At 72.4% G+C, this 19,278-nt stretch carries 19 protein-coding genes and 1 tRNA gene; 5 read left to right on the top strand and 15 right to left on the bottom strand.

Annotated features, from left to right (window positions below):
* Both SSNG_RS18145 and SSNG_RS18140 read left to right on the top strand, forming a co-directional pair.
* The coding region (locus tag SSNG_RS18145; RefSeq protein ID WP_241695077.1) for a response regulator at nucleotides 1-1,153 on the top strand (1,153 nt) is incomplete at its 5' end.
* A 14-nt stretch (nucleotides 1,154-1,167) separates the two neighbouring features.
* Entirely contained in the window at nucleotides 1,168-1,743 is a 576-nt protein-coding gene (locus tag SSNG_RS18140; RefSeq protein ID WP_007265330.1) for an antibiotic biosynthesis monooxygenase, read from the top strand.
* A 10-nt stretch (nucleotides 1,744-1,753) separates the two neighbouring features.
* Here SSNG_RS18140 and SSNG_RS18135 read toward each other — a convergent pair whose 3' ends face one another.
* From SSNG_RS18135 to SSNG_RS18065, 15 genes are all read right to left on the bottom strand, one after another.
* Nucleotides 1,754-3,403 (bottom strand): long-chain fatty acid--CoA ligase, encoded by a 1,650-nt coding sequence (locus SSNG_RS18135; protein ID WP_007265329.1) that lies wholly within the window; start codon nucleotides 3,401-3,403, stop codon nucleotides 1,754-1,756.
* 188 nt (nucleotides 3,404-3,591) lie between these two features.
* Nucleotides 3,592-4,125, bottom strand: a complete 534-nt coding sequence (locus tag SSNG_RS18130) for a SigE family RNA polymerase sigma factor (RefSeq protein ID WP_007265328.1) — start codon at nucleotides 4,123-4,125, stop codon at nucleotides 3,592-3,594.
* Nucleotides 4,126-4,259: 134 nt separating this feature from the next.
* Nucleotides 4,260-5,426, bottom strand: coding sequence for a lipid-transfer protein (locus SSNG_RS18125; RefSeq protein WP_007265327.1), 1,167 nt, complete (start codon nucleotides 5,424-5,426; stop codon nucleotides 4,260-4,262).
* Nucleotides 5,423-5,812 carry a MaoC family dehydratase gene (locus tag SSNG_RS18120; RefSeq protein ID WP_007265326.1) on the bottom strand — a complete coding sequence of 130 codons (390 nt, stop codon included), beginning with the start codon at nucleotides 5,810-5,812 and terminating at the stop codon, nucleotides 5,423-5,425. Before SSNG_RS18120 ends, SSNG_RS18125 begins: the two co-directional genes overlap by 4 nt.
* Nucleotides 5,809-6,939: an acyl-CoA dehydrogenase gene (locus tag SSNG_RS18115; protein WP_007265325.1), complete on the bottom strand. Its 1,131-nt coding sequence runs from the start codon at nucleotides 6,937-6,939 to the stop codon at nucleotides 5,809-5,811. Before SSNG_RS18115 ends, SSNG_RS18120 begins: the two co-directional genes overlap by 4 nt.
* A 1-nt stretch (nucleotide 6,940) precedes the next feature.
* On the bottom strand, nucleotides 6,941-7,882 hold the full coding sequence (locus SSNG_RS18110; RefSeq protein ID WP_007265324.1) for a bifunctional MaoC family dehydratase N-terminal/OB-fold nucleic acid binding domain-containing protein: 942 nt from the start codon (nucleotides 7,880-7,882) through the stop codon (nucleotides 6,941-6,943).
* On the bottom strand, nucleotides 7,879-9,030 hold the full coding sequence (locus SSNG_RS18105) for an acyl-CoA dehydrogenase family protein (protein WP_042801296.1): 1,152 nt from the start codon (nucleotides 9,028-9,030) through the stop codon (nucleotides 7,879-7,881). Before SSNG_RS18105 ends, SSNG_RS18110 begins: the two co-directional genes overlap by 4 nt.
* Nucleotides 9,031-9,210: 180 nt before the next feature.
* Nucleotides 9,211-9,522 carry a hypothetical protein gene (locus SSNG_RS18100; protein ID WP_007265322.1) on the bottom strand — a complete coding sequence of 104 codons (312 nt, stop codon included), beginning with the start codon at nucleotides 9,520-9,522 and terminating at the stop codon, nucleotides 9,211-9,213.
* A 492-nt stretch (nucleotides 9,523-10,014) separates the two neighbouring features.
* Entirely contained in the window at nucleotides 10,015-10,416 is a 402-nt protein-coding gene (locus SSNG_RS39905) for a DUF6344 domain-containing protein (protein WP_165365006.1), read from the bottom strand.
* Nucleotides 10,417-10,648: 232 nt separating this feature from the next.
* Nucleotides 10,649-10,736, bottom strand: a tRNA-Ser gene (locus SSNG_RS18090).
* Nucleotides 10,737-10,796: 60 nt separating this feature from the next.
* A complete protein-coding gene (locus SSNG_RS18085) occupies nucleotides 10,797-11,744 on the bottom strand; it encodes a peptidase (protein ID WP_042801294.1) in 948 nt (315 codons plus the stop codon).
* A 188-nt stretch (nucleotides 11,745-11,932) separates the two neighbouring features.
* Entirely contained in the window at nucleotides 11,933-12,898 is a 966-nt protein-coding gene (locus SSNG_RS18080; RefSeq protein WP_128637011.1) for a putative sulfate exporter family transporter, read from the bottom strand.
* Nucleotides 12,899-12,978: 80 nt separating this feature from the next.
* The gene (locus SSNG_RS18075; RefSeq protein WP_007265318.1) at nucleotides 12,979-13,527 is read right to left on the bottom strand and encodes a cysteine dioxygenase family protein; all 549 of its coding nucleotides are present in this window, start codon (nucleotides 13,525-13,527) and stop codon (nucleotides 12,979-12,981) included.
* A gap of 99 nt (nucleotides 13,528-13,626) precedes the next feature.
* Complete coding sequence (locus tag SSNG_RS18070; protein ID WP_007265317.1) at nucleotides 13,627-14,532, bottom strand: LysR family transcriptional regulator; 906 nt, start codon at nucleotides 14,530-14,532, stop codon at nucleotides 13,627-13,629.
* A 125-nt stretch (nucleotides 14,533-14,657) separates the two neighbouring features.
* Nucleotides 14,658-16,265 carry a trypsin-like peptidase domain-containing protein gene (locus SSNG_RS18065; protein WP_042801292.1) on the bottom strand — a complete coding sequence of 536 codons (1,608 nt, stop codon included), beginning with the start codon at nucleotides 16,263-16,265 and terminating at the stop codon, nucleotides 14,658-14,660.
* A 290-nt stretch (nucleotides 16,266-16,555) separates the two neighbouring features.
* Between SSNG_RS18065 and SSNG_RS18060 the strand changes: the two genes are divergently transcribed.
* From SSNG_RS18060 to SSNG_RS18050, 3 genes are all read left to right on the top strand, one after another.
* Nucleotides 16,556-17,356, top strand: coding sequence for a glycerophosphodiester phosphodiesterase (locus tag SSNG_RS18060; RefSeq protein WP_007265315.1), 801 nt, complete (start codon nucleotides 16,556-16,558; stop codon nucleotides 17,354-17,356).
* Nucleotides 17,357-17,437: 81 nt separating this feature from the next.
* The gene (locus SSNG_RS18055) at nucleotides 17,438-18,055 is read left to right on the top strand and encodes an ATP-binding protein (protein ID WP_128637010.1); all 618 of its coding nucleotides are present in this window, start codon (nucleotides 17,438-17,440) and stop codon (nucleotides 18,053-18,055) included.
* Between the two features lie 167 nt (nucleotides 18,056-18,222).
* Nucleotides 18,223-19,197, top strand: a complete 975-nt coding sequence (locus tag SSNG_RS18050) for a DUF5926 family protein (protein ID WP_007265313.1) — start codon at nucleotides 18,223-18,225, stop codon at nucleotides 19,195-19,197.
* Nucleotides 19,198-19,278: the final 81 nt, after the last annotated feature.

Genomic DNA, 19,278 nt, shown 5'->3' with positions numbered 1-19,278 from the left:
GCCGCAGCAGCCGGCGGACGGTACGGAGCCCGCGCTCCCGACCGGGCGGCGGCGTGCGCTGCCCGCTACCCCCGCATGGCCGGTGCCCGCCGCGCGCACCGCCCCCGAGGACGGCGAGACCCCCGGGCAGCCCTCGGTCCCCGGTGCCCGCCGGCCCGGTGAGGCGCCCGTGGGTGCGGGGCAGCCGATCAGCGTGCGCGCTCTGGGCACCCTGGGCCAGGGCATCGCCGTGGACCCGGGCGCCGCGGGCGCGGAAGGTTCCGGTTCCGGTCGGCGCCGCCGGCTCGCAGAACCCGCGCCCCAGGGGCGGGCCTTCGCCATAGGGGCCCCCGAAGCGGGCGCCGCCGAGGGCCCCGAGCCGCTGGACGGCCCCGGGGGAGCGGTCGAGGTGGTCAACCGGCCCGTACCGCAGCCCGTGGACGACGAGCTGCCGCCGGAGCCGCTGGACAACCCGCGCCGGCTCCTGGTCTGGCCGGCGCCCGACGCGCAGACGCAGCAGGCGCTGAGCGACCGCGGCTACCGCCCGGTGGTCGTGCACTCGCGCGAGGAGGTGGACGCGCAGATCGCGGCGTTCCCCGCCGCACTGTTCGTCGACCCGCTGACCGGGCCGATCACCCGGACCGCCCTGCAGTCCCTGCGCCAAGCCGCGGTGGCTGCCGAGGTGCCCGTACTGGTGACGGCCGGGCTGGGACAGGCCACGCGCGAGGCGGCGTACGGTGCCGATCCGGCCGTGCTGCTCAAGGCGCTCGCCGCGCGCGACAGCGAGCAGCACCCGTCCCGGGTCCTGCTGATCGAGGAACACGACGAGATCGCCACCGCCCTGACCGTCGCGCTGGAGCGGCGCGGCCTCCAGGTCGGCCGGGCGGGCGCGGACACCGACGCCGTGGAGCTGGCGAGCCGGATGCGGCCCAACCTGGTGGTCATGGACCTGATGCAGGTCCGTCGCCGGCGGGCCGGGATCGTGGACTGGCTGCGTGCCAACGGGCTGCTGAACCACACCCCGCTGGTCGTCTACACGACCGCCGGGATCGCTCCCGCCGACCTGCCGCGGCTGGCCTCGGGCGAGAGCGTGCTGTTCCTCGCCGAGCGGGCCACCACGGCCGACGTGCAGGGCCGCATCGTGGACTTGCTGGCCAAGATCGGGACCAACTAGCGATCCTGGGGCCCATGGCCATCACCGACACGTCCGAGCACACCGTTCCCGCGGACAACGGGGAGGTCAACCTCCTCATCGCCCGGCAGGTGGAGCCCGGCCACGAGGAGACCTTCGAGGCCTGGGCCCACGGGATCCTGGAGACGGCCGCCGCCTTCCCCGGGCACCTCGGGTACGGGCTGTTCCGGCCGGCCACCGAGGGCGGTCCGTGGTTCCTGGTGCACCGCTTCCGCAACCAGGCTGCCTTCCAGCGCTGGCAGGACTCCCCCGAGCGGGCCCAGTGGTTCTCGAACTGCCTGGGCCACCACCACACCGAGATAGCCCGGCGTGAACTGCACGGAATGGAGACATGGTTCGCCAAGCCGGGCACGACCCGGCCCGCGCCGCCGCGCTGGAAGATGGCGATCAGCTCGGGGCTGGCCATCTTCCCGATCTCGCTCGCGGGCAACGCGCTGCTCGGGCCGTACCTGGTGGACCTGCACTTCGTGGTGCGGACGGCCGCCTTCGCGGTCGTCTTCAGCACCCTGATGACCTACGTGGCCATGCCCGCCGTCAGCAGGCTGCTGCGGCCATGGCTCACGCGCGGCTGACTCCCGGGAACTACGCGAGGGTGGTGACGTCGAGGGCGCCGTCCGCGTACTGCTTGCGGATGACCTTCTTGTCGAACTTGCCGACGCTGGTCTTCGGCACGGCCTCGACGACCGTCCAGCGCTCGGGGAGCTGCCACTTGGCGATGGAGCGGCCGAGGAAGGCGCGCAGGCCGTCGTAGTCCACCGTGGCGCCCTCCTTGAGGACGACGGTGGCGAGGGGCCGTTCGCCCCACTTCTCGTCCGGGACGGCGACGACCGCCGCTTCGGCCACCTCGGGGTGGGCCATCAGGGCGTTCTCCAGCTCGACGCTGGAGATCCACTCGCCGCCGGACTTGATGACGTCCTTGGCACGGTCGGTGAGGGTCAGGAAGCCGTCGGCGCTGATCACGCCGACGTCCCCGGTCTTGAGCCAGCCGTCCGCGCTGAACTTGTCCTCGGGGCGTAGGGCTTCGCCGGACACGCCGTTGTAGTAGGAGGCGGCGATCCAGTTGCCGCGGACCTCCAGCTCGCCGGCCGACTCCCCGTCCCACGGCAGGACGTCGCCGACGGGGCCGATGAGGCGGGCTTCGACGCCTGCGGGGAAGCGGCCCTGGGTGACCCGGTACGGCCACTCCTCCTGGGCGGTCAGCCCGGCCGGCGGGTGGGCCATGGTGCCCAGCGGGGAGGTCTCGGTCATGCCCCACGCGTGGCAGAGGCGGACGCCGAGCTTGTCGTAGGCCTCCATCAGGGAGGGCGGACAGGCGGCGCCGCCGATGGTGACCTGCTTCATCGAGGTGAGGTCGCGCGGCTTCGCGGTGACCTCGGCGAGCAGCCCCTGCCAGATGGTGGGGACGGCAGCGGCGTGGGTGGGCTTCTCCTGCTCGATCATCTCGGCGAGCGGGGCCGGCTGGAGGAACCGGTCCGGCATCAGCATGTTGATGCCGGTCATGAAGGTGGCGTGCGGCAGGCCCCAGGCGTTCACGTGGAACTGGGGCACCACGACCAGGGTGGTGTCGCGGTCGGTGAGGCCCATCGACTCGGTCATGTTGACCTGCATGGAGTGCAGGTAGATCGAGCGGTGGGAGTAGACGACGCCCTTGGGGTCACCGGTGGTGCCGGAGGTGTAGCACATGGCCGCGGCCTGGCGCTCGTCCAGCTCGGGCCAGTCGTAGCGCTCGGGGCGGCCCGCGATGAGCTCCTCGTACTCGTGGACCCGGACGGCCAGGCCGTCGAGGGCGGAGCGGTCCCCGATGCCCGCGACCACGACGTGCTCGACCGTCGGCAGGTGCGGCAGCAGCGGCGCCAGCAGCGGCAGCAGGGTGCCGTTCACCAGCACGACCCGGTCCGCGGCGTGGTTGACGATGAAGACCAGCTGCTCCGGGGGCAGCCGCAGGTTGAGCGTGTGCAGGACCGCGCCCATGGACGGGATCGCGAAGTACGCCTCGACGTGCTCGGAGTTGTTCCACATGAGGGTCGCGACGCGTTCGTCCTGCTGGACGCCGAGCTCGTCGCGCAGGGCGTGCGCGAGCTGTGCGCTGCGGACGCCGATCTCGGCGAAGCTGCGCCGGTGCGGCTCGGCCTCACCGGTCCAGGTCGTGACCTGGGACTTCCCGTGGATCGTCGACCCGTGGGCCAGGATCCGCGAGATCAGCAGCGGTACATCCTGCATGGTGCTCAGCAAAGCGTCCTCCCGGTGAGCGCTGCGGCGCTGCGGCGGCTGTCGGATGCTGCCGATTCTGCGCACGTACCGGTCGGCATGTCACTACCCGGGAGTACAAACAGGCTGGCCAATCACTGTCCGGCGCCGTTCCGTGGCCGATGTTTCACGTGAAACACGTGGGTCGGCGCCGCAGCGGCACCGGCCGCCCTTCAGCGCACGGGGGTGAGCTCGGGGTCCTCGCGCAGCTTGACCAGCGCCCGGGAGACGGCGCTCTTGACCGTGCCGATCGAGACTCCGAGCAGCTCGGCGGTCTGCGCCTCGCTCATGTCCTCGTAGTAGCGCAGGACGACCATGGCCCGCTGCCGGTCGGGCAGCCGGGTGACCGCACGCCACATCGCGTCGCGCAGCGCCTGCGCTTCCGCGGGGTCCGTTCCCGCCGGGGTCTCGCCCTCCGGGATCTCGTCACAGACGAACTCGTCGACCTTCCGCTTGCGCCACTGGGAGGTGCGGGTGTTGACCAGGGCCCGCCGGACGTAGCCGTCGAGGGCCCGGTGGTCCTCGATCCGGTCCCAGGCCACGTAGGTCTTCGCCAGGGCCGTCTGGAGCAGGTCCTCGGCGTCACAGGGGTTGGCGGTCAGGGAGCGCGCGGTACGCAGGAGGACGGTGCCACGGGTCCGGACGTACGCCGAAAACGACGGGTACTGCGTCGGGGTCGCGGCGAGCGTGCACACAGGCGTGGTCATGGCTCCACGCTAGAAGCGGGACGCCTTCCTGGGATCGGCCCCAGGTGCCGGAGCCGGGTCCCTCTCAGGTTGTACGGCCGGGCCGCGCCCCACCTCCTGAAGGTGGAGGACGCGGCCGCCCACTGGGACCGGAGTCAGAGCCCGGCTCCCAGGATCAGGCCGGAGGTCGGTACCCCCGTTCCCGCCGTGACCAGGACGTTTTCCGCCCCCGGGAGCTGGTTGACGGAAGTGCCGCGCACCTGGCGGACGGCTTCGGCGATGCCGTTCATGCCGTGCAGGTACGCCTCCCCGAGCTGCCCCCCGTGGGTGTTGAGGGGAAGCGCCCCGGCCGCCGTGAAGTCCGCGGCCTCGCCCGGGCCGCAGAAGCCGAACGCCTCCAGCTGCATGAGCACGAACGGGGTGAAGTGGTCGTAGAGGATGCCCACGTCGATGTCCGTGGGCCGCAGTCCGCTGGTGCGCCACAGCTGGCGGGCGACCACGTCCATCTCCGGGAGGCCGGTGAGGCCGTCCCGGTAGAAAGAGGTCATCCCCTCCTGGCGGCGGCCGGCGCCCTGCGCGGCAGCGGTGATCACGGCGGGCTTCTGCCGCACGTCCCGGGCCCGCTCGGCCGTGGTGACGACGAGGGCCTGACCGCCGTCGGTCTCCTGGCAGCAGTCCAGCAGCCGCAACGGCTCGACGATCCAGCGCGAGGCGGCATGGTCGGCCAGGGTGATGGGCTTGCCGTGGAAGTAAGCGGCGGGGTTGTTCGCGGCGTGCCTGCGGCCGGTGACGGCGACGTGGCCGAAGGCATCGGGGGCCAGGTTGTAGGTGTGCAGGTAGCGCTGGGCGGCCATGGCCACCCAGGACGCGGGGGTGAGCAGGCCCCAGGGCAGGGACCAGCCGAGGGCCGCACCTTCCGCGGAGGGTTCGCGCTGCTGGACGCCGGAGCCGAAGCGGCGGCCGGAGCGTTCGTTGAAGGCGCGGTAGCAGACCACGACCTCGGCCACCCCCGTGGCGACGGCGAGAGCGGCCTGCTGGACGGTGGCACAGGCCGCGCCGCCGCCGTAGTGGATGCGGGAGAAGAAGGACAGCTCCCCGATGCCGGCCGCCTGGGCCACGGTGATCTCGGGGCTGGTGTCCATGGTGAAGGTGACCATGCCGTCGACGTCGGCTGGGGTGAGTCCGGCGTCGTCGAGGGCTGCGTGCACGGCCTCGACGGCGAGCTTCAGCTCGCTGCGGCCGGAGTCCTTGGAGAACTCCGTCGCGCCGATGCCGACGATGGCGGCACGGCCGCCGAGGCCGTCGCGGGTACGGACGCTCATGCGGCGGCCCCCAGGGTGACGGTCACGGTGCCCGTGACGTGGTGGCCGAGGCGGTTGGCTCCGACGACCCTGATCTCCGCGGTGTCCCCGTCGACGGCGGTGACCGTGCCCGTGAGGGTCATGGTGTCGCCCGGGTAGTTCGGGGCGCCGAGGCGGATCGCGACCTTGCGCAGGACCGCGCGCGGGCCGAGGTGGTCGGTGATGTAGCGGCCGACCAGGCCGTTGGTGGTCAGGATGTTCATGAAGACGTCCGGGGAGCCCTTCGCGCGGGCGAGCTCCGCGTCGTGGTGCACGTCCTGGTAGTCGCGGGAGGCGATCGCCCCCGCCACGATCAGGGTGCGGGTCACCGGGATCTCCAGCGGCGGCAGCGCGTCGCCGACGTTCATGCGTGTTCCCCCTCTTCCTCCCGCTCGGGCATGCGGTCTTGCCCTTGGGACACGGGGTCCTCCCCCTCGGACACGGGGTCCTCCCCTTGGGACGCGGAGTCCTCCCCCTCGGATATGAGGGCGCCCAGTTCGGCCAGCAGCTCGCTGCCGCAGCCCAGGTAGGCGTCCAGCTGGCGGCCCCACAGGAAGTGCCGGTGGACGGGGTGGTCCAGGTCCGCGCCCATCCCGCCGTGCAGGTGCTGGCCCGCGTGGACGACCCGCTTGCCCGCCTCGGAGGCCCACCAGGCCGCCGTGAGCGCGTGGTCGCGGGCCGGGAGTCCTTCGTCGACGCGCCAGGCAGCCTCGTACGCGGTGACCCGGATCGCCTCCGTGTCCATGTACGCGTCGGCCGCGCGGAGCATGACGGCCTGGTTCGTCGACAGCGGCCGGCCGAACTGCTCGCGGGTGGAGGTGTACTCCACGGCCCGGGCCAGCGATCCCGCGCAGACCCCCGCCTGGAGTCCGGCGAAGGCGGTGCGGGCGGCGCCGAGCACCTGGTCGTAGGCCCCCGGGCTGCCGAGCCGCTCCCCCGGCGCCCCGTCCAGGGTGAGGCTCCCCGACGCCCAGGGCGCCGTGGTCTCCACCGGCCGGACGGTGGCTCCGGGCGCGTCGGTCCGTACGAGCCACAGGGTCCGGCCGGTGTCGGGGACCAGGACGTGCGTGGCGTCGCGCAGCCAGGGCACGGCGGGGGCGGTGCCGGTGAGGAGGCCGTCGGGGGTGGCGGTGAACCGGCCGCGCTCGGGGAAGGCGCCGGTGGCGACGGCCTCGCCGGAGCCGAGGGCGGGCAGCAGTCGGGCCCGCTGCTCGGGGCTGCCGTGCGCGGCCACCGGCAGGACTCCGTACGTGCAGGTGGCGGCGTACGGGACCTGCGCGGTGGTGCGGCCCTGCTCCTCCAGCAGCAGGACCAGGCCGAGCAGGCCGACGTCCTCGACGGCGGCGGTCAGGCCGGCGGAGGTCAGGGCCTTCCAGAGTTCGGCGTCGCTTCCGGTGCCGGCGGCGGCGAGCCGTTCGTGGGTGGCGAGGTCCCGGAAGATCCGCGCGGCGAGGCCGGCCGCGGCGGCCTGTTCCTCGGTGGGGTGGAAGTCCATGTCAGCCCGCCTCCCCTCGGAAGACGGGGAGTTCGAGGGTGTCGTCGACGCGCAGGAACTCCAGCCGGACGGGCATGCCGATGCGGACCTTGTCGTAGGGGACCCCGGTGATGTTGCTGATGATCCGGACACCCTCGGCCAGCTCGACCAGGGCCACCGCGTACGGCCCCCCCGCGGCAGCGGGATCTTCGTGCGCGGTGAAGGCGGGGAAGGGCGGGTGGTGCATGACGACGTACGAGAAGACCGTGCCGGCGCCGCTCGCCCCGACGGTGTCCCAGTCGGGGGAGGAGCAGGCGTTGCATCCGGGCAGCCAGGGGAAGCGCAGGGTCGCGCAGGCGGTGCAGCGCTGGATCAGCAGCCTGTGCTCGCGGACCCCGTCCCAGAAGCCCTGGTTGTCGCGGTTGATCACCGGACGTGGCCGGGGCGGGGCCGCCGGGCGGCTTTCGGGCCGGGCGGCGGGGGCGTACTTCAGGATGCGGAAGCGGTGGGTCCCGGCGAGTTCGCCGTTCGCCCGGACGTCCATGCGGGTGGTGACGAAGTGCCCGGTGCCCAGTCTGGTCGTCTTGCGCGGCGAGACCGACTCGATCACGGCGTCGAAGCTCACCTCGTCGCCCGGACGCAGCGGGCGGAGGTACTCCTGCTCGCAGTCGGTGGCGACCACGGAGGTGCAGCCGGCGCCGTCGAGGAGCTCGAACAGCTCGTCGTACGCGGAGGAGCGGTCGGTGTGGCCGGAGAGGCCGCCCATCGTCCAGGCCTGGAGCATGGTGGGCGGGGCGATGGCGTCGGGTCCGGTGTAGGCGGGGTTGGTGTCGCCCATCGCCTCGCACCAGTGGCGGATCATCGGCTCGTTGACCGCGTCCTTGGCCCGGCCCGCCGTGGCGGCGGGCCGCCCCTCGAAGGCCTTGAGCCGCTCGTGGAACGGGTCGCTCTCCCCGACGGTCATCGCTTCCTCCCCTTCATTCCGAGCCGCATCATGGCGACGATCTCCCGTTGGACCTCGCTGACCCCGCCGCCGAAGGTGTTGATCTGGGCGGCCCGGTTCATCCGTTCCAGCTCGCCGCCGGCGAAGGCGTCCGGACCGCGTACGAGGGCCTCCTCTCCCACCGCCTCCTGGCAGATCCGGTAGACCTCGACGGTGGACTCGGTGCCGAGGAACTTGACTCCGCTGGCGTCGCCGGGGGCCAGGGTGCCCGCTCCCACGTCCTGCACGAGGCGCCAGTTGAGAAGGCGTACGGCGGCCAGCCGGGCGTGGGCCTCGGCGAGCCGGGAGCGCACCCAGGGGCGATCGGCGGGGCGTTCGCCGGTGGCAGGGTTGGGGGTGCGGGCGTGGCGCAGGGCGCGCTCGTAGAAGTCCTCGGCCTGCATGCCGATGGCGGCGAGGGCGACGCGTTCGTGGTTGAGCTGGTTGGTGATCAGGCCCCAGCCGCCGTGTTCGGGGCCGACGAGGTTGCCCTCGGGGACCCTGACGGCGTCGTAGTACGTCGCGGTGGTGGTGAGGCCGCCGACGGTCTCGATCGGGGTCCAGGCGAAGCCGGGGCTGTCGGTGGGCACCAGGATGATCGAGATGCCCTTGTGCTTGGGCGCCCCCGGGTCGGTGCGGCAGGCCAGCCAGATCCAGTCGGCGTTCTGGGCGTTCGAGGTGAAGATCTTCTGTCCGTCGATCACCCAGTCCCCGCCGGCGCGGACGGCCCTGGTGCGCAGCGAGGCCAGGTCGGTTCCGGCTTCGGGCTCCGAGTAGCCGATGGCGAAGACGATCTCGCCGCGGAGGATCCGGGGGAGGAAGTAGTCCTTCTGCCGCTGGGTGCCGTACTTCATGAGGGTGGGGCCGACCGTGTTGAGGGTGACCATCGAGACGGGGGCGCCGGCCCGGTAGGCCTCGTCGAAGAAGACGAACTGCTCGTCGGGGCCGCGGCCCTGGCCGCCGTACTCGACGGGCCAGCCGAGGCCGAGCAGGCCGTCGGCACCGATCCGGTGCAGCAGTGCGCGCTGGGCGTCCGGATCCTTGGGGACCCCGTCGGGGAGCAGGTCGCGGAAGTACTCGCGCAGTTCGGCGCGCAGTCGCGCCTGGCCTTCGGACGGGGCGAGGTGCACGGCGCTGGCCTCCCGGCATCGCAGCGGACGAGTAAAACTGACTGTCCGTCAGATTCGCTGCGGATGTCAAGGTCGGGAGGGAGGGAGGCCGGACACGCGGAAGGGCGCCCGCACTACCGGACCCCAGCCGGTCCGGTCGTACGGGCGCCCTCAGCGGTCAAGCGGCTCCGGCAGCGCCGCCTACCACCACGGGAAGAAGTTCACCGCGACATTGGAGTTGGCCTGGTGGATCGCCGTGTACGCGGAGCCGTTGACCTGCGCGGTGTTGTTCTGGTTCGACGCTCCGGAGCCGGTGGCCACCTGCTGCGAGGTGGAGGAGTTGCCGCTGCTGCTGCCGCCCACACCACTGCCGATGATGCTCGCGACGCTCGCATTCGATCCGTCGTTCGCGAAGGAGCCGTTGTCGGCCGCGGCCACGCCTCCGAAGACGGCGACGGCGAGGGGGAGCGAGGCGACGGCGGCGATGACGCGGGCGGTACGGATGCTTGCCATGTCTGATTTTCCTCCAGGAAACCGAAGTCGGGTGTACTCCAAGGCAGTTGGCCGACCGCCTCGGTCGTTCGTGCTGCTGACGACGTCGCGAGACCAGAGTTGCCCACCGAATCCCCGGCGAACCACCCCGCAGCCTGCTATTCCCCCGCAAGCATGACCAACTACGGATAAACCCCGTTCGCGCCCCTGCCGCCCCACGCGGCGCACCCGCACCGCGCGCGGTCCTGCGTGCGCAAGAGGCGAACCGTTTCGCCAAACCGGCCCGCCCCGGGCATGCCGAAAAGGGCCGCACCGTCCGGGAACCCCACCGTCTCCCGGCCCTGCGGCCCTGCCGTACCAAGCTTCACGCCCCCCACGCGCCCCGGACGAACGCCGGTGCGACCCCCTGTGCCCCATCGCCGGGGGCACTGCGCGGCGCGCCTGCGCCGCATCCTGCCGTTCCTGCCGTTCCTGCCGTTCCTGGTGCCGCTGATACTGCTGGTCGCGCTCCCGCTATGCGGCGAGGTCGAGCCGGCCCCGATCCGCACGGGAGGCGAGGGCGTCGTCGGAACCGAGGGCCACGGCGGGGGCGAGGAGCGTGTCGGAGGCGGCGAACGCATCGGAGGCGAGGGCCGCGGCGGTGGTCGAGCGCCGGACGGACGGGGCCTTGCCGTGGGCCTCGGCCCGGATCCGCTGCTTGATCGTGGGCGGGAGCGAACCGCCCCGCATCACCGCCCGCCAGGTCCGCCGCGCCACCACGGCCGGCCGACGGCGCACCGCCGGCGCCACCGGAGCGGCGACCGCCTCACCCGCGGCCGCCGGGGCCGCCTTCCCGCCGAGGCCGAGGGCGGCCAGGAGCGCCACGAGCGCGGCGAGGACGGTGGTCCAGATCGAGGCGGTGCTGCGGTGGGTCATGACGAGCCCCTCATTTCGCGATGTTCCGACGGGCGGATCTGCATACATTCGTCATGATGTGGCCGCAACCGCACGACCCCCACCACGCGCGCCGATCTTCCGACAAACACCACCCGGAAGGCCCAGGCCCCCCTGCCGCCGGTCCTGGTGACGCCGGAGCGGCGCCCCGAACACACAGGAGGGGCGCCCCGCGATCGGGGCGCCCCTCCTGGTCAGCGCGTGCGCTGAGGTGTGGCGGTGGGTGTGGGATTTGAACCCACGGTGACTCGCGCCACGACGGTTTTCAAGACCGTTCCCTTAGGCCGCTCGGGCAACCCACCTGGCCGGTACAGAGTACCGGGATGTCGGGGTGGGTGGGGTGGGAGTTGCGGTCGGCCGGGTCAGGAGGTCTGGGCCTTGTCGTAGGCCGCCTTGGCCTCGTTGCCGAAGTACGGGCCGAACATCGTGTTGGGCAGGAAGTTGTAGCCGAAGCTGTTCACCGAGACCTGGGTGCCGAGGCCCGTGGACTCGTTGAAGTCCTGGAACCAGGGGCCGCCGCTGGAGCCGCCCGTCATGTTGCAGGCCATGCTGTGGTCCTTGGTCAGCAGGAAGTCCTTGCCCGTGTTCGCGCTGCAGTAGACGAGCTTGGTGCCGTCGTACGGAGCCGCCGCCGGGAAGCCGAAGGAGTACATCCGCTTGTTGTAGCCGCCGTTGAACAGGATGCCCTGGGCGCCGACGACCTGGCTGAGCTTCTGGCCGTTCAGCGGGGCGACGACGGCGAGGCCCACGTCCATGTTCATGTCCTCGCTCGCCGCCCACTGGTCGGTGGCGAAGGTCTTGACCGCCGACCACTGGCCGTACGGGGCGTTGCCGTTGTCGTACGCCGGCACGAAGATCCAATTGGTGTGCCAGGCCCCCTGGTACTTCACGCAGTGGCCGGCCGTGATGACCGTGCTGCCGTTCTGGCTGGTGACCGAGTCGCCCGAGCAGGAGGCCGTACGGCCCTGGAAGGTGAAGAACACCCGGCCCGAGGTCCTCACCACCGTCCCGCCGCCCGTCCAGGCACCGCCCGCCTGCGGGAACGCCATGACGGACGTGGGGGAGGTCGGGGGCACCCGGGTGGGGAGGGCCGCCTTCGCGGGCGCCGTACGCGCGCCGCCGGGGGCCGCCTCCAGGTCGAGCGGGGTGGCCTGGCGCATCCGCTCGGCGGTCCAGAAGCCGGGGGTCTGCCCGGGCCGGAACGAGGAGGGCGGCTCGGCCGCCGCCGAAGGAGAGGCCGCCGTGAGGGCCCCTGCGAGCAGGGCGCCCGCTGCCAGGAGGACGGATACCGCGGTGCGATGACGATTCACGCAGGACTCCTTCTGCCGTGCCCGTGCCGGAGCGACCCGGCAGGGGTGGGGGTGAAGAGCTGTCGGTGCGGATCGGCTGTTCGGCTTGCGGGGGCAGAGTCGCACGGGGGCCCGAAGATGTCAGGGGGCAGTCCGGACGTTCGGTCGGTTCCGGCCAGGAAATGGCCAACTCGCCTTGTTTCCAACCGTCATGTGGTCACGAGGACACCCGCGTAGGAGACCCCCGCCACCACCACCCAGGCTCCGAGCCCGAGCAGTGCGGCGCGCCCTCCGGTGCGGGCCAGGGTCGGCAGGTGGACCGCGCTGCCCAGCCCGAACAGGGCCGCCGCGAGCAGGGCCTCCTGCGCCGTGTGCGCCCAGTCCAGTGCCACCCCGGGCAGCAGGCCGGTGGCGCGCAGCGCGGCCGCCGCCAGGAACCCGGCGACGAACAGCGGCACCGGAGCCGGACGCCGCCCCGAGGCGGTGCGTACGCCGCGCCGGCGGGCCCGCATCGAGAAGGCCACCGCCGCCACCAGCGGGGCCAGCAGGGCCACCCGCATGAGCTTGACCAGCACCGCCTCGCCGAGCGCCCCGGGACCCGCGGTCTGGGCCGTCGCCACCACCTGGCCCACGTCGTGGACGCTCGCCCCCACCCACCGCCCGAAGGCCGGGTCCGAGAGCCCCAACGGGTCCTGGAGGAGCGGGAGTACCGCGATGGCCAGCGTCCCGCACAGGGTGACCAGGGCCACCGAGGCGGCCACGTCCTCCTCGTCGCTGCCGGAAACCTCGCTCACCGCGCCGATGGCCGAGGCCCCGCAGATCGAGTACCCGGTGGCGATCAGCAGGGGCTGGTCCCCCGGCAGGCCGAGGCGGCGGCCCAGCCAGACCGTGCCGAAGAAGGTGGCGGCGACCACGGCGCACACCATCGCCACCGTCGCCCAGCCGAGGCGCAGCACCTGGTCCAGGCCGAGGCCGAGGCCCAGCAGGACGATGCCGATGCGCATCAGCCGCCGTCCGGCCAGCGAGAGGCCCGGGCGGGCCGGCCCGCGCACGACGGTCCGTACGCCGGGAAGGTGGGCCACGGTGATACCGAGCACCACCGAGGCGGTCAGCATCGGCACACCCGGCACCAGCCGGTGCACCACCCATGCCACCAGCGCGCCGGTGGCGGCCATCCCCAACCCGGGCCAGGGAGAGGGTGTTTCACGTGAAACATGGCGGACCGCCTCGCTCTGGGGGCGGTGGAGGAGGGCCATCAGTCGACGGGAAGCGTGTAGACGCGGCGGATGCTGGTGCCCAGGCGGGAGACGTCGGCCCCGTAGACGTGGATCGATATCGCGGTGCCGGTACAGGAGTTGCGCACCTTGTGGATGTCCCCGGGCGGTGCGAAGCCGCAGACCTCGCCCTGGGTGTTGACCACGTCCTCGGTGGCCACCAGACGGGCGGCGTCAGGGCCCGGGGCCAGCCGGTAACGGCGCTCGCTCTCCTCGCCCTGGTGCACGCCCGCCACGCACCACGAGACGTGGTCGTGGATGCAGGTCTCCTGGCCGGGCATCCAGACCAGGGCCACGACCGAGAAGCTGCCGTCGGGCTCCGCGTGCAGGATGTGCTGCCGGTAGTGCTCCGGGTCCCCCTCCTGCTGCTCCGCGGTCAGCAGGTCGGCCGCGCCCAGGTGCGGGGCGAGCCGTTCACCGACCAGGTAGGAGGTCAGGTCGGGAGCCAGGCCCCGGTCCACGACGCTGCGGATCTCGGTGACGAGGGCGGCCATCCTCGTGGTCGTACGGGCCGGCGTGGTGGTGGTCATACAAGCAGCGTCGGTCGGCGCATCCATCACGTCCAACGACAGTTATGACCTGAAATCCCAAGCAGCGCTTATGGATTGAGGACCGCTGGAGTCGTCGGATCAGCAGCCGACGCGGTTCGAAGCGACCCTCTTCAGCTCGTCCAGCACCACTGCGGTCGCCGGGACCCGCAGGTGGTCCCGGTAGACGTACGCGGCGATGTGGCGGCGGGCGGCCGGCTGCAGAACCCGCCCGCAGACCCGGCTGAGGGAGAGCGAGGGCAGCACCAAAGCGGGCATCATCGCCACGCCCAGCCCCTGTGCGACCAGGCTCTGCACCACCAGGTTGTCGTCGGTCGCGAAGCGGATGTCGGGTACGAAGCCCAGTTCGGCGCACTCGTGCAGCAGGTTCGCCCGGCAGCGCGGACAGCCCGCGATCCACCGCTCCTCGGCGAGGTCGGCGAGGTGCACGGCCCGGCGCCGGGCCAGCGGATGGCCCGTGGGCAGCAGAACCGTGAGCTGGTCCTCCAGCAGCCTGACCTCGGCGACCTCCTCCGGGATCTCCTCGTGCAGGCCCGGGTAGGTGAAGGCGAGGGTGATGTCGCACTCGCCGCGCTGGAGCCTGCGCAGGGACTCCGGCGGCTCTCCTTCCAGCAGCTCGACCTGGACTCCGGGATGGTCTTTGGCCAGGCCGCTGAGGGCTTCCGGGACGAGCGTGACATTGGCGCTGGGGAATCCGCAGACCCGTACGCGCCCGGTGCGCAGCCGCGTGTACGCCTTCAGCTGGGCCTCGGCGGCGGAGAGGCTCCCCAGGATGGACTCGGCGTGCCTGGCCAGGGACTCACCCGCCTCGGTGAGCTTCATGCGGCGGCCGACGCGGGTGAACAGCGGTGTGCCGACGGCACGTTCGAGGGCCTTCATCTGCTGGGTGATCGCCGGCTGGGTGTAGCCCAGGACGCGGGCGGCCGCCGAGTACGAGCCCGCTGCGACCACTTCATGGAATGTCCGTATGTGCCGTGAATCGAACACGAGCGAAGCATAAGCAGATATTGGGAGGGGCCGTAGGCGGAATCGCGCCCACGGCCCCTCCCATCAAGCCACTGTCGAGCGCCTGTTCACCCCGGCGCCCGCGGCCCGCCCGCGTCCCGTCGCGGCTACTTGTCGCCGACGCGCGAGCCGAGCGTGATGTCGACGGTGGTCGGCTTGCCCCCGCGCAGGTAGGTCAGCTTCACCGTGTCGCCCGGCTTGTACGTCCAGATCAGGCTGATCAGGGTCGGGCCGCTGTCGACCTGCTTGCCGCCGAACTCGGTGATGATGTCGCCGGGCTTGAGGCCCGCCTTGCCGGCCGGGCCGTTGGGGTCGACCAGCTCGTTGGCGGGGGCCCCCTGCTCGGAGATCTTGGCGCCGTCCGTCTTGGCCTGGAGGTCGACGGAGACGGAGATCACCGGGTAGACCGGCTTGCCCGTCTTGATCAGGGACTCGGCGACGTTCTTGGCCTGGTTGATCGGGATGGCGAAGCCGAGGCCGATGGAGCCGGCCTGGCCGCCGCCGCCGAAGCCGCCGCCCCCGCCCGCGGACTGGATGGCCGAGTTGATGCCGATGACCGCGCCGCGGCCGTCGATCAGCGGGCCGCCGGAGTTGCCGGGGTTGATGGAGGCGTCCGTCTGCAGGGCGCTCATGTACGAGTTCTTGCCGCCGGAGCCGTCACCGGAGGCCACCGGACGGTTCTTGGCGCTGACGATGCCGGTGGTGACCGTGTTGGACAGGCCGAAGGGGGCGCCGATCGCGATGGTCGGGTCGCCGACCGCGACCTTGTCGGAGTCGCCCAGCGGAAGCGGCTTGAGGCCCGCGGGCGGGTTCTTCAGCTTGATCACCGCGACGTCGTAGCCCTGGGCCCGGCCCATCACCTCGGCCTCGTACTTCTTGCCGTTGGAGAAGGTCGCGGAGAGCTTGCCGCCGTTCGCGGCGGAGGCCACCACGTGGTTGTTGGTGAGGATGTGGCCCTCTTGGTCGTAGACGAAGCCGGTGCCGGTGCCGCCCTCGCCGTCGCCGGCCGAGGCCTCGATGGTGACGACGCTGGGCAGGGCGTTCGCGGCGAGGCCGGCGACGGAGCCGGCGTCGCGCTTGAGGTCCTTGGGGGTGTTGCCCGCGGTGATGGTGGTGGAGCCGAAGCCGCCGCCGCTGTTGCGCTCGGCCGCCCAGTAGCCGACGCCGCCGCCGACGCCGCCCGCGAGCAGGGCCGCCACCAGGACGGCCGCGACCATGCCGCCCTTGCCCTTCGGCTTGGGCGGGGTGCCGTCGGTGGTGAGGGGGGCGCCCCAGGCTCCGCCGCCGTGGCCGCCCTGGCCGCCGTACGCGGGGACCGCGGGCGGCGGCGGGGGCCAGGCCTCGGAACCGTACGCCGTGTGCGCGGCGGGGGCCGGGGGCTGGGCCGGGCTCTGGCCGTGAGCCTGGGTCTGGTCGTAGCCGTACGCCGGGGGCCCGGCGGGCGGCGCCGCCGGGGCCGGGGGCAGCTGCTGGGTCTGCTCGGCACCCTGCGCGGGGGCCGCGGCGGGGTGCACGGCCGGCGCGGCCGGGGTCCTGGGCCGGCGCGGGCCGGGGGCCGCCTCGGGCTCGCCGGGCGCGTACCCCTGGTCCGCCGGTGCCGCGGCGGGCGCGGCCGGGGCCTTGGTCAGGTCGGGGGTGGAGGCGGCCGGCGCGGGGGGTACGGACGGGGCCGCGGGGGGCGTCGGGGCCGCGGTGCCCTCGTTCTCGGTGCTCACAGCGCTCTCTCCTCGTCACACACGGCTTACAGGCTTACACGGCTGCACAGGCTCTGGGCGTCTCAGCTACTGGGCATATCAGGCGAAACCGTCCCGACACCCACCTGGCATCGGTCCGACTGAACGTTCGAGGTGCCGTACAAGTTCCAGGACGAAGCCTTTCCCATGACCCGTCAGGGCACTGTAAGCCGGACCTGTGCATCTCCCCCTATTCTTTATATCCGACATATCAGACGCATCCACAGGACTCACCCCGACGCGCGAGGCCTCCTCGATGGCACCATGACCGGGTGACCCACGCATCGCCGAGCCCCATCCAGGTCGTCGCCCACCGCGGCGCCTCGGAGGACGCCCCCGAGCACACCCTGGCCGCGTACCGGAAGGCCATCGAGGACGGTGCCGACGCCCTCGAATGCGACATCCGGCTGACCGCCGACGGACACCTGGTCCTGGTCCACGACCGCCGCGTGAACCGCACCTCGAACGGCCGCGGCGCGGTCTCCGCCCTGGAGCTGGCCGACCTCGCCGCCCTCGACTTCGGCTCCTGGAAGGACCGCGAGGAGTCCCCCGACTGGGACGCGGACCCCGAGCGCACCTCCGTCCTCACCCTGGAACGGCTGCTGGAGCTGGTGTCCGACGCCGGCCGGCCCGTCCAGCTGGCGATCGAGACGAAGCACCCCACCCGCTGGGCCGGACAGGTGGAGGAGCGCCTCCTCTTCCTCCTCAAGCGCTTCGGGCTGGACGCCCCGCCCGCCGGGGGGCCGCACCCGGTCCGGGTCATGAGCTTCTCCGCCCGCTCCCTGCACCGGGTCCGGGCGGCCGCGCCGACGGTGCCGACCGTGTACCTGATGCAGTTCATCTCCCCCCGGATGCGCGACGGGCGGCTGCCCGCGGGCGTCCGCATCGCCGGTCCGGCGATGCGGATCGTGCGCAACCACCCCGGCTTCATCCGCAAGCTCCAGGCCGCAGGCCACTCCGTGCACGTATGGACGGTGAACGCTCCCGAAGATGTTCAGCTATGCGCTGATCTGGGTGTAGAAGCGATCATCACGAACAGGCCACGTCAGGTTCTGTCACAACTCGGACGCTGACGTCCCCATTTGCCCACCCGTCACGCCCGCCTCGTGCGTGACAGGGAGTGCACCGGCGCATCCGCTCCGCATCCGACGGTCATGAATGCGTCAGGACGGTGTCAGAGGGCCTCGTCAGGGCGGTTTCCGGTCCAGGCCAGTGGGGCATCCAGACCATGGCGTGGGGCTAAGGAGGTTCCGGGGGTGGCGTTGGTGATGGCACAGGAAGTGCCCACGTCGTCGTGCATGGACATACGCCATGGTCCTGCGGGCGTGGGCGAGGCAAGGCGCCGGATGCGCGAACAGCTGCGCATGAGCGGCCTGTCCGAATCCGTCGTGGACGATGCCGTACTGATCCTTTCAGAACTGCTCAGCAACGCCTGCCGACACGGCCGGCCGCTGGGCCGGCACGAGATCGGAGACGGGGAGATACGCGCCGCGTGGCGCGTCGACGCCGCGGGGCGGCTGACGGTCGAGGTCACGGACGGCGGCGGCCCCACCCGCCCGATCCCGGCCACGCCTTCGGTCACCGCGCACGGCGGCCGGGGGCTGAACATCATCAGCGCCCTGGCACAGGACTGGGGTGTCCGGGACGGAGCGGCGGGTGAGGTCACCGTCTGGGTGATCGTCGCCCGGGGGCCCCGGCACGAGGATTTCGCTACGCGCGTCACCGCCCCGGCGATGGACTTCGCTTCGGCCTTCGACGACCTGGATTGCTGAAGCGGGCCCGCCCGCACGACCAGTAGCACCGGCCATCCGCGCAGGCGGCCGTCCGGGAGCGCACGCCGACCGTGCTCCCGGCCGCACCCCACCGGTTCCGGCGGTACGAACGGCTAGGCTCGCGCCCAGAGACACCGCCGTACCGCCGCAACCGGGAGACACCCACGATGGCCAAGAAGCGCCCCGCCGCGAAGACCGCGAAGCCCCAGCTCGAGAACGGGGAGATCCCGGTCGTCGGCGCGCGCGAGCCCTGTCCCTGCGGTTCCGGGCGCCGCTACAAGGCGTGCCACGGCGCGGCCGCCTCGCACGCCGTGACCGAGCACGTGCAGCGCCCGTTCGAGGGACTGCCGGGCGAGTGCGACTGGGTGGCGCTGCGCGAGCTCGTCCCCGCGGCCACGATCCCGCTCACCCTCAAGGGCGGCCTGCCCGAGGGCGTCCCGTCCGTCACGCTGGTGACCGTACTGCCCATGGCCTGGCCGGCCCTGCGGCGCGAGGACGGCTCGGTGCTGCTCGGCCTCCAGAACGACTCGACCACCGGCGACCTGGCCCGCGACATGGCCGACACCCTGGAGCGCGCGCTCGTCGCCGAGCCCGGCACCCCGGTCCCGGCCCGCCGGGTGCCGGCCGAGGGTCCCCGACTTCAGGATCTCCTCGACCTGGACGGCGTTTTCGAGCCGGTTGTACACACGGGCTTCGAATTCTGGATTCCGGAGGCCGAAAACGCCCAGAACGCCTCCCCGGAGATCGCCGCCTCGCTGGAACGCGCCAACGCCGCCGCCATCCCGACCGTCAAGCTGACGGGCGTGGACGCGGCCTACTGGTGCGAGACGCCGGACAAGAACCACCTGCGCTGGGTCATGCCGCACCCCGAGGAGAAGCTGCTCGACGCCCTCGCGCGGCTGCACGCGGCCGGCACCTCCTCCCTCGGCGAGGGCACCAAGCTCGTCGGCTCCTTCCGCGCCCACGGCCTCGTGGTCCCGGTCTGGGACCTGCCGACCGGGGTCACCGCGGAGGACGTGGAGAAGCCCGCCGCCGAGTTCGCGGAGCGGCTGGCCGCGGCCCTGTCCGCCGACGCCCCGCTGACCGCCGAGGAGCGCCGGGCGCGGGGCGGACTCACCAACCGCCAGATCACGCTCAGCTGACGGACGGACACGTACGGGTCCGGTGACTGGGGTCACAACTCCCGCTAATCGCCTGCAAATCGATGTCTGAATATCAGAGAT

Origin of the sequence: Streptomyces sp. C, assembly GCF_000158895.1 — a bacterium.
Classification (GTDB): Bacteria; Actinomycetota; Actinomycetes; order Streptomycetales; family Streptomycetaceae; genus Streptomyces; species Streptomyces racemochromogenes.
Note: the sequence above shows the minus strand (reverse complement) of the source record. Positions and strands in the feature narration are given on the sequence as shown.

What these genes read in the sequence shown, in the direction of transcription:
- SSNG_RS18140 (WP_007265330.1), top strand. Translation starts at nt 1,168, where the DNA reads ATGGCCATCACCGACACGTCCGAGCACACCGTTCCCGCGGACAACGGG.
- SSNG_RS18130 (WP_007265328.1), bottom strand. Translation starts at nt 4,125, where the DNA reads ATGACCACGCCTGTGTGCACGCTCGCCGCGACCCCGACGCAGTACCCG.
- SSNG_RS18125 (WP_007265327.1), bottom strand. Translation starts at nt 5,426, where the DNA reads ATGAGCGTCCGTACCCGCGACGGCCTCGGCGGCCGTGCCGCCATCGTC.
- SSNG_RS18120 (WP_007265326.1), bottom strand. Translation starts at nt 5,812, where the DNA reads ATGAACGTCGGCGACGCGCTGCCGCCGCTGGAGATCCCGGTGACCCGC.
- SSNG_RS18115 (WP_007265325.1), bottom strand. Translation starts at nt 6,939, where the DNA reads ATGGACTTCCACCCCACCGAGGAACAGGCCGCCGCGGCCGGCCTCGCC.
- SSNG_RS18110 (WP_007265324.1), bottom strand. Translation starts at nt 7,882, where the DNA reads ATGACCGTCGGGGAGAGCGACCCGTTCCACGAGCGGCTCAAGGCCTTC.
- SSNG_RS18100 (WP_007265322.1), bottom strand. Translation starts at nt 9,522, where the DNA reads ATGGCAAGCATCCGTACCGCCCGCGTCATCGCCGCCGTCGCCTCGCTC.
- SSNG_RS39905 (WP_165365006.1), bottom strand. Translation starts at nt 10,416, where the DNA reads ATGACCCACCGCAGCACCGCCTCGATCTGGACCACCGTCCTCGCCGCG.
- SSNG_RS18080 (WP_128637011.1), bottom strand. Translation starts at nt 12,898, where the DNA reads ATGGCCGCCACCGGCGCGCTGGTGGCATGGGTGGTGCACCGGCTGGTG.
- SSNG_RS18075 (WP_007265318.1), bottom strand. Translation starts at nt 13,527, where the DNA reads ATGACCACCACCACGCCGGCCCGTACGACCACGAGGATGGCCGCCCTC.
- SSNG_RS18055 (WP_128637010.1), top strand. Translation starts at nt 17,438, where the DNA reads ATGAATGCGTCAGGACGGTGTCAGAGGGCCTCGTCAGGGCGGTTTCCG.
- SSNG_RS18050 (WP_007265313.1), top strand. Translation starts at nt 18,223, where the DNA reads ATGGCCAAGAAGCGCCCCGCCGCGAAGACCGCGAAGCCCCAGCTCGAG.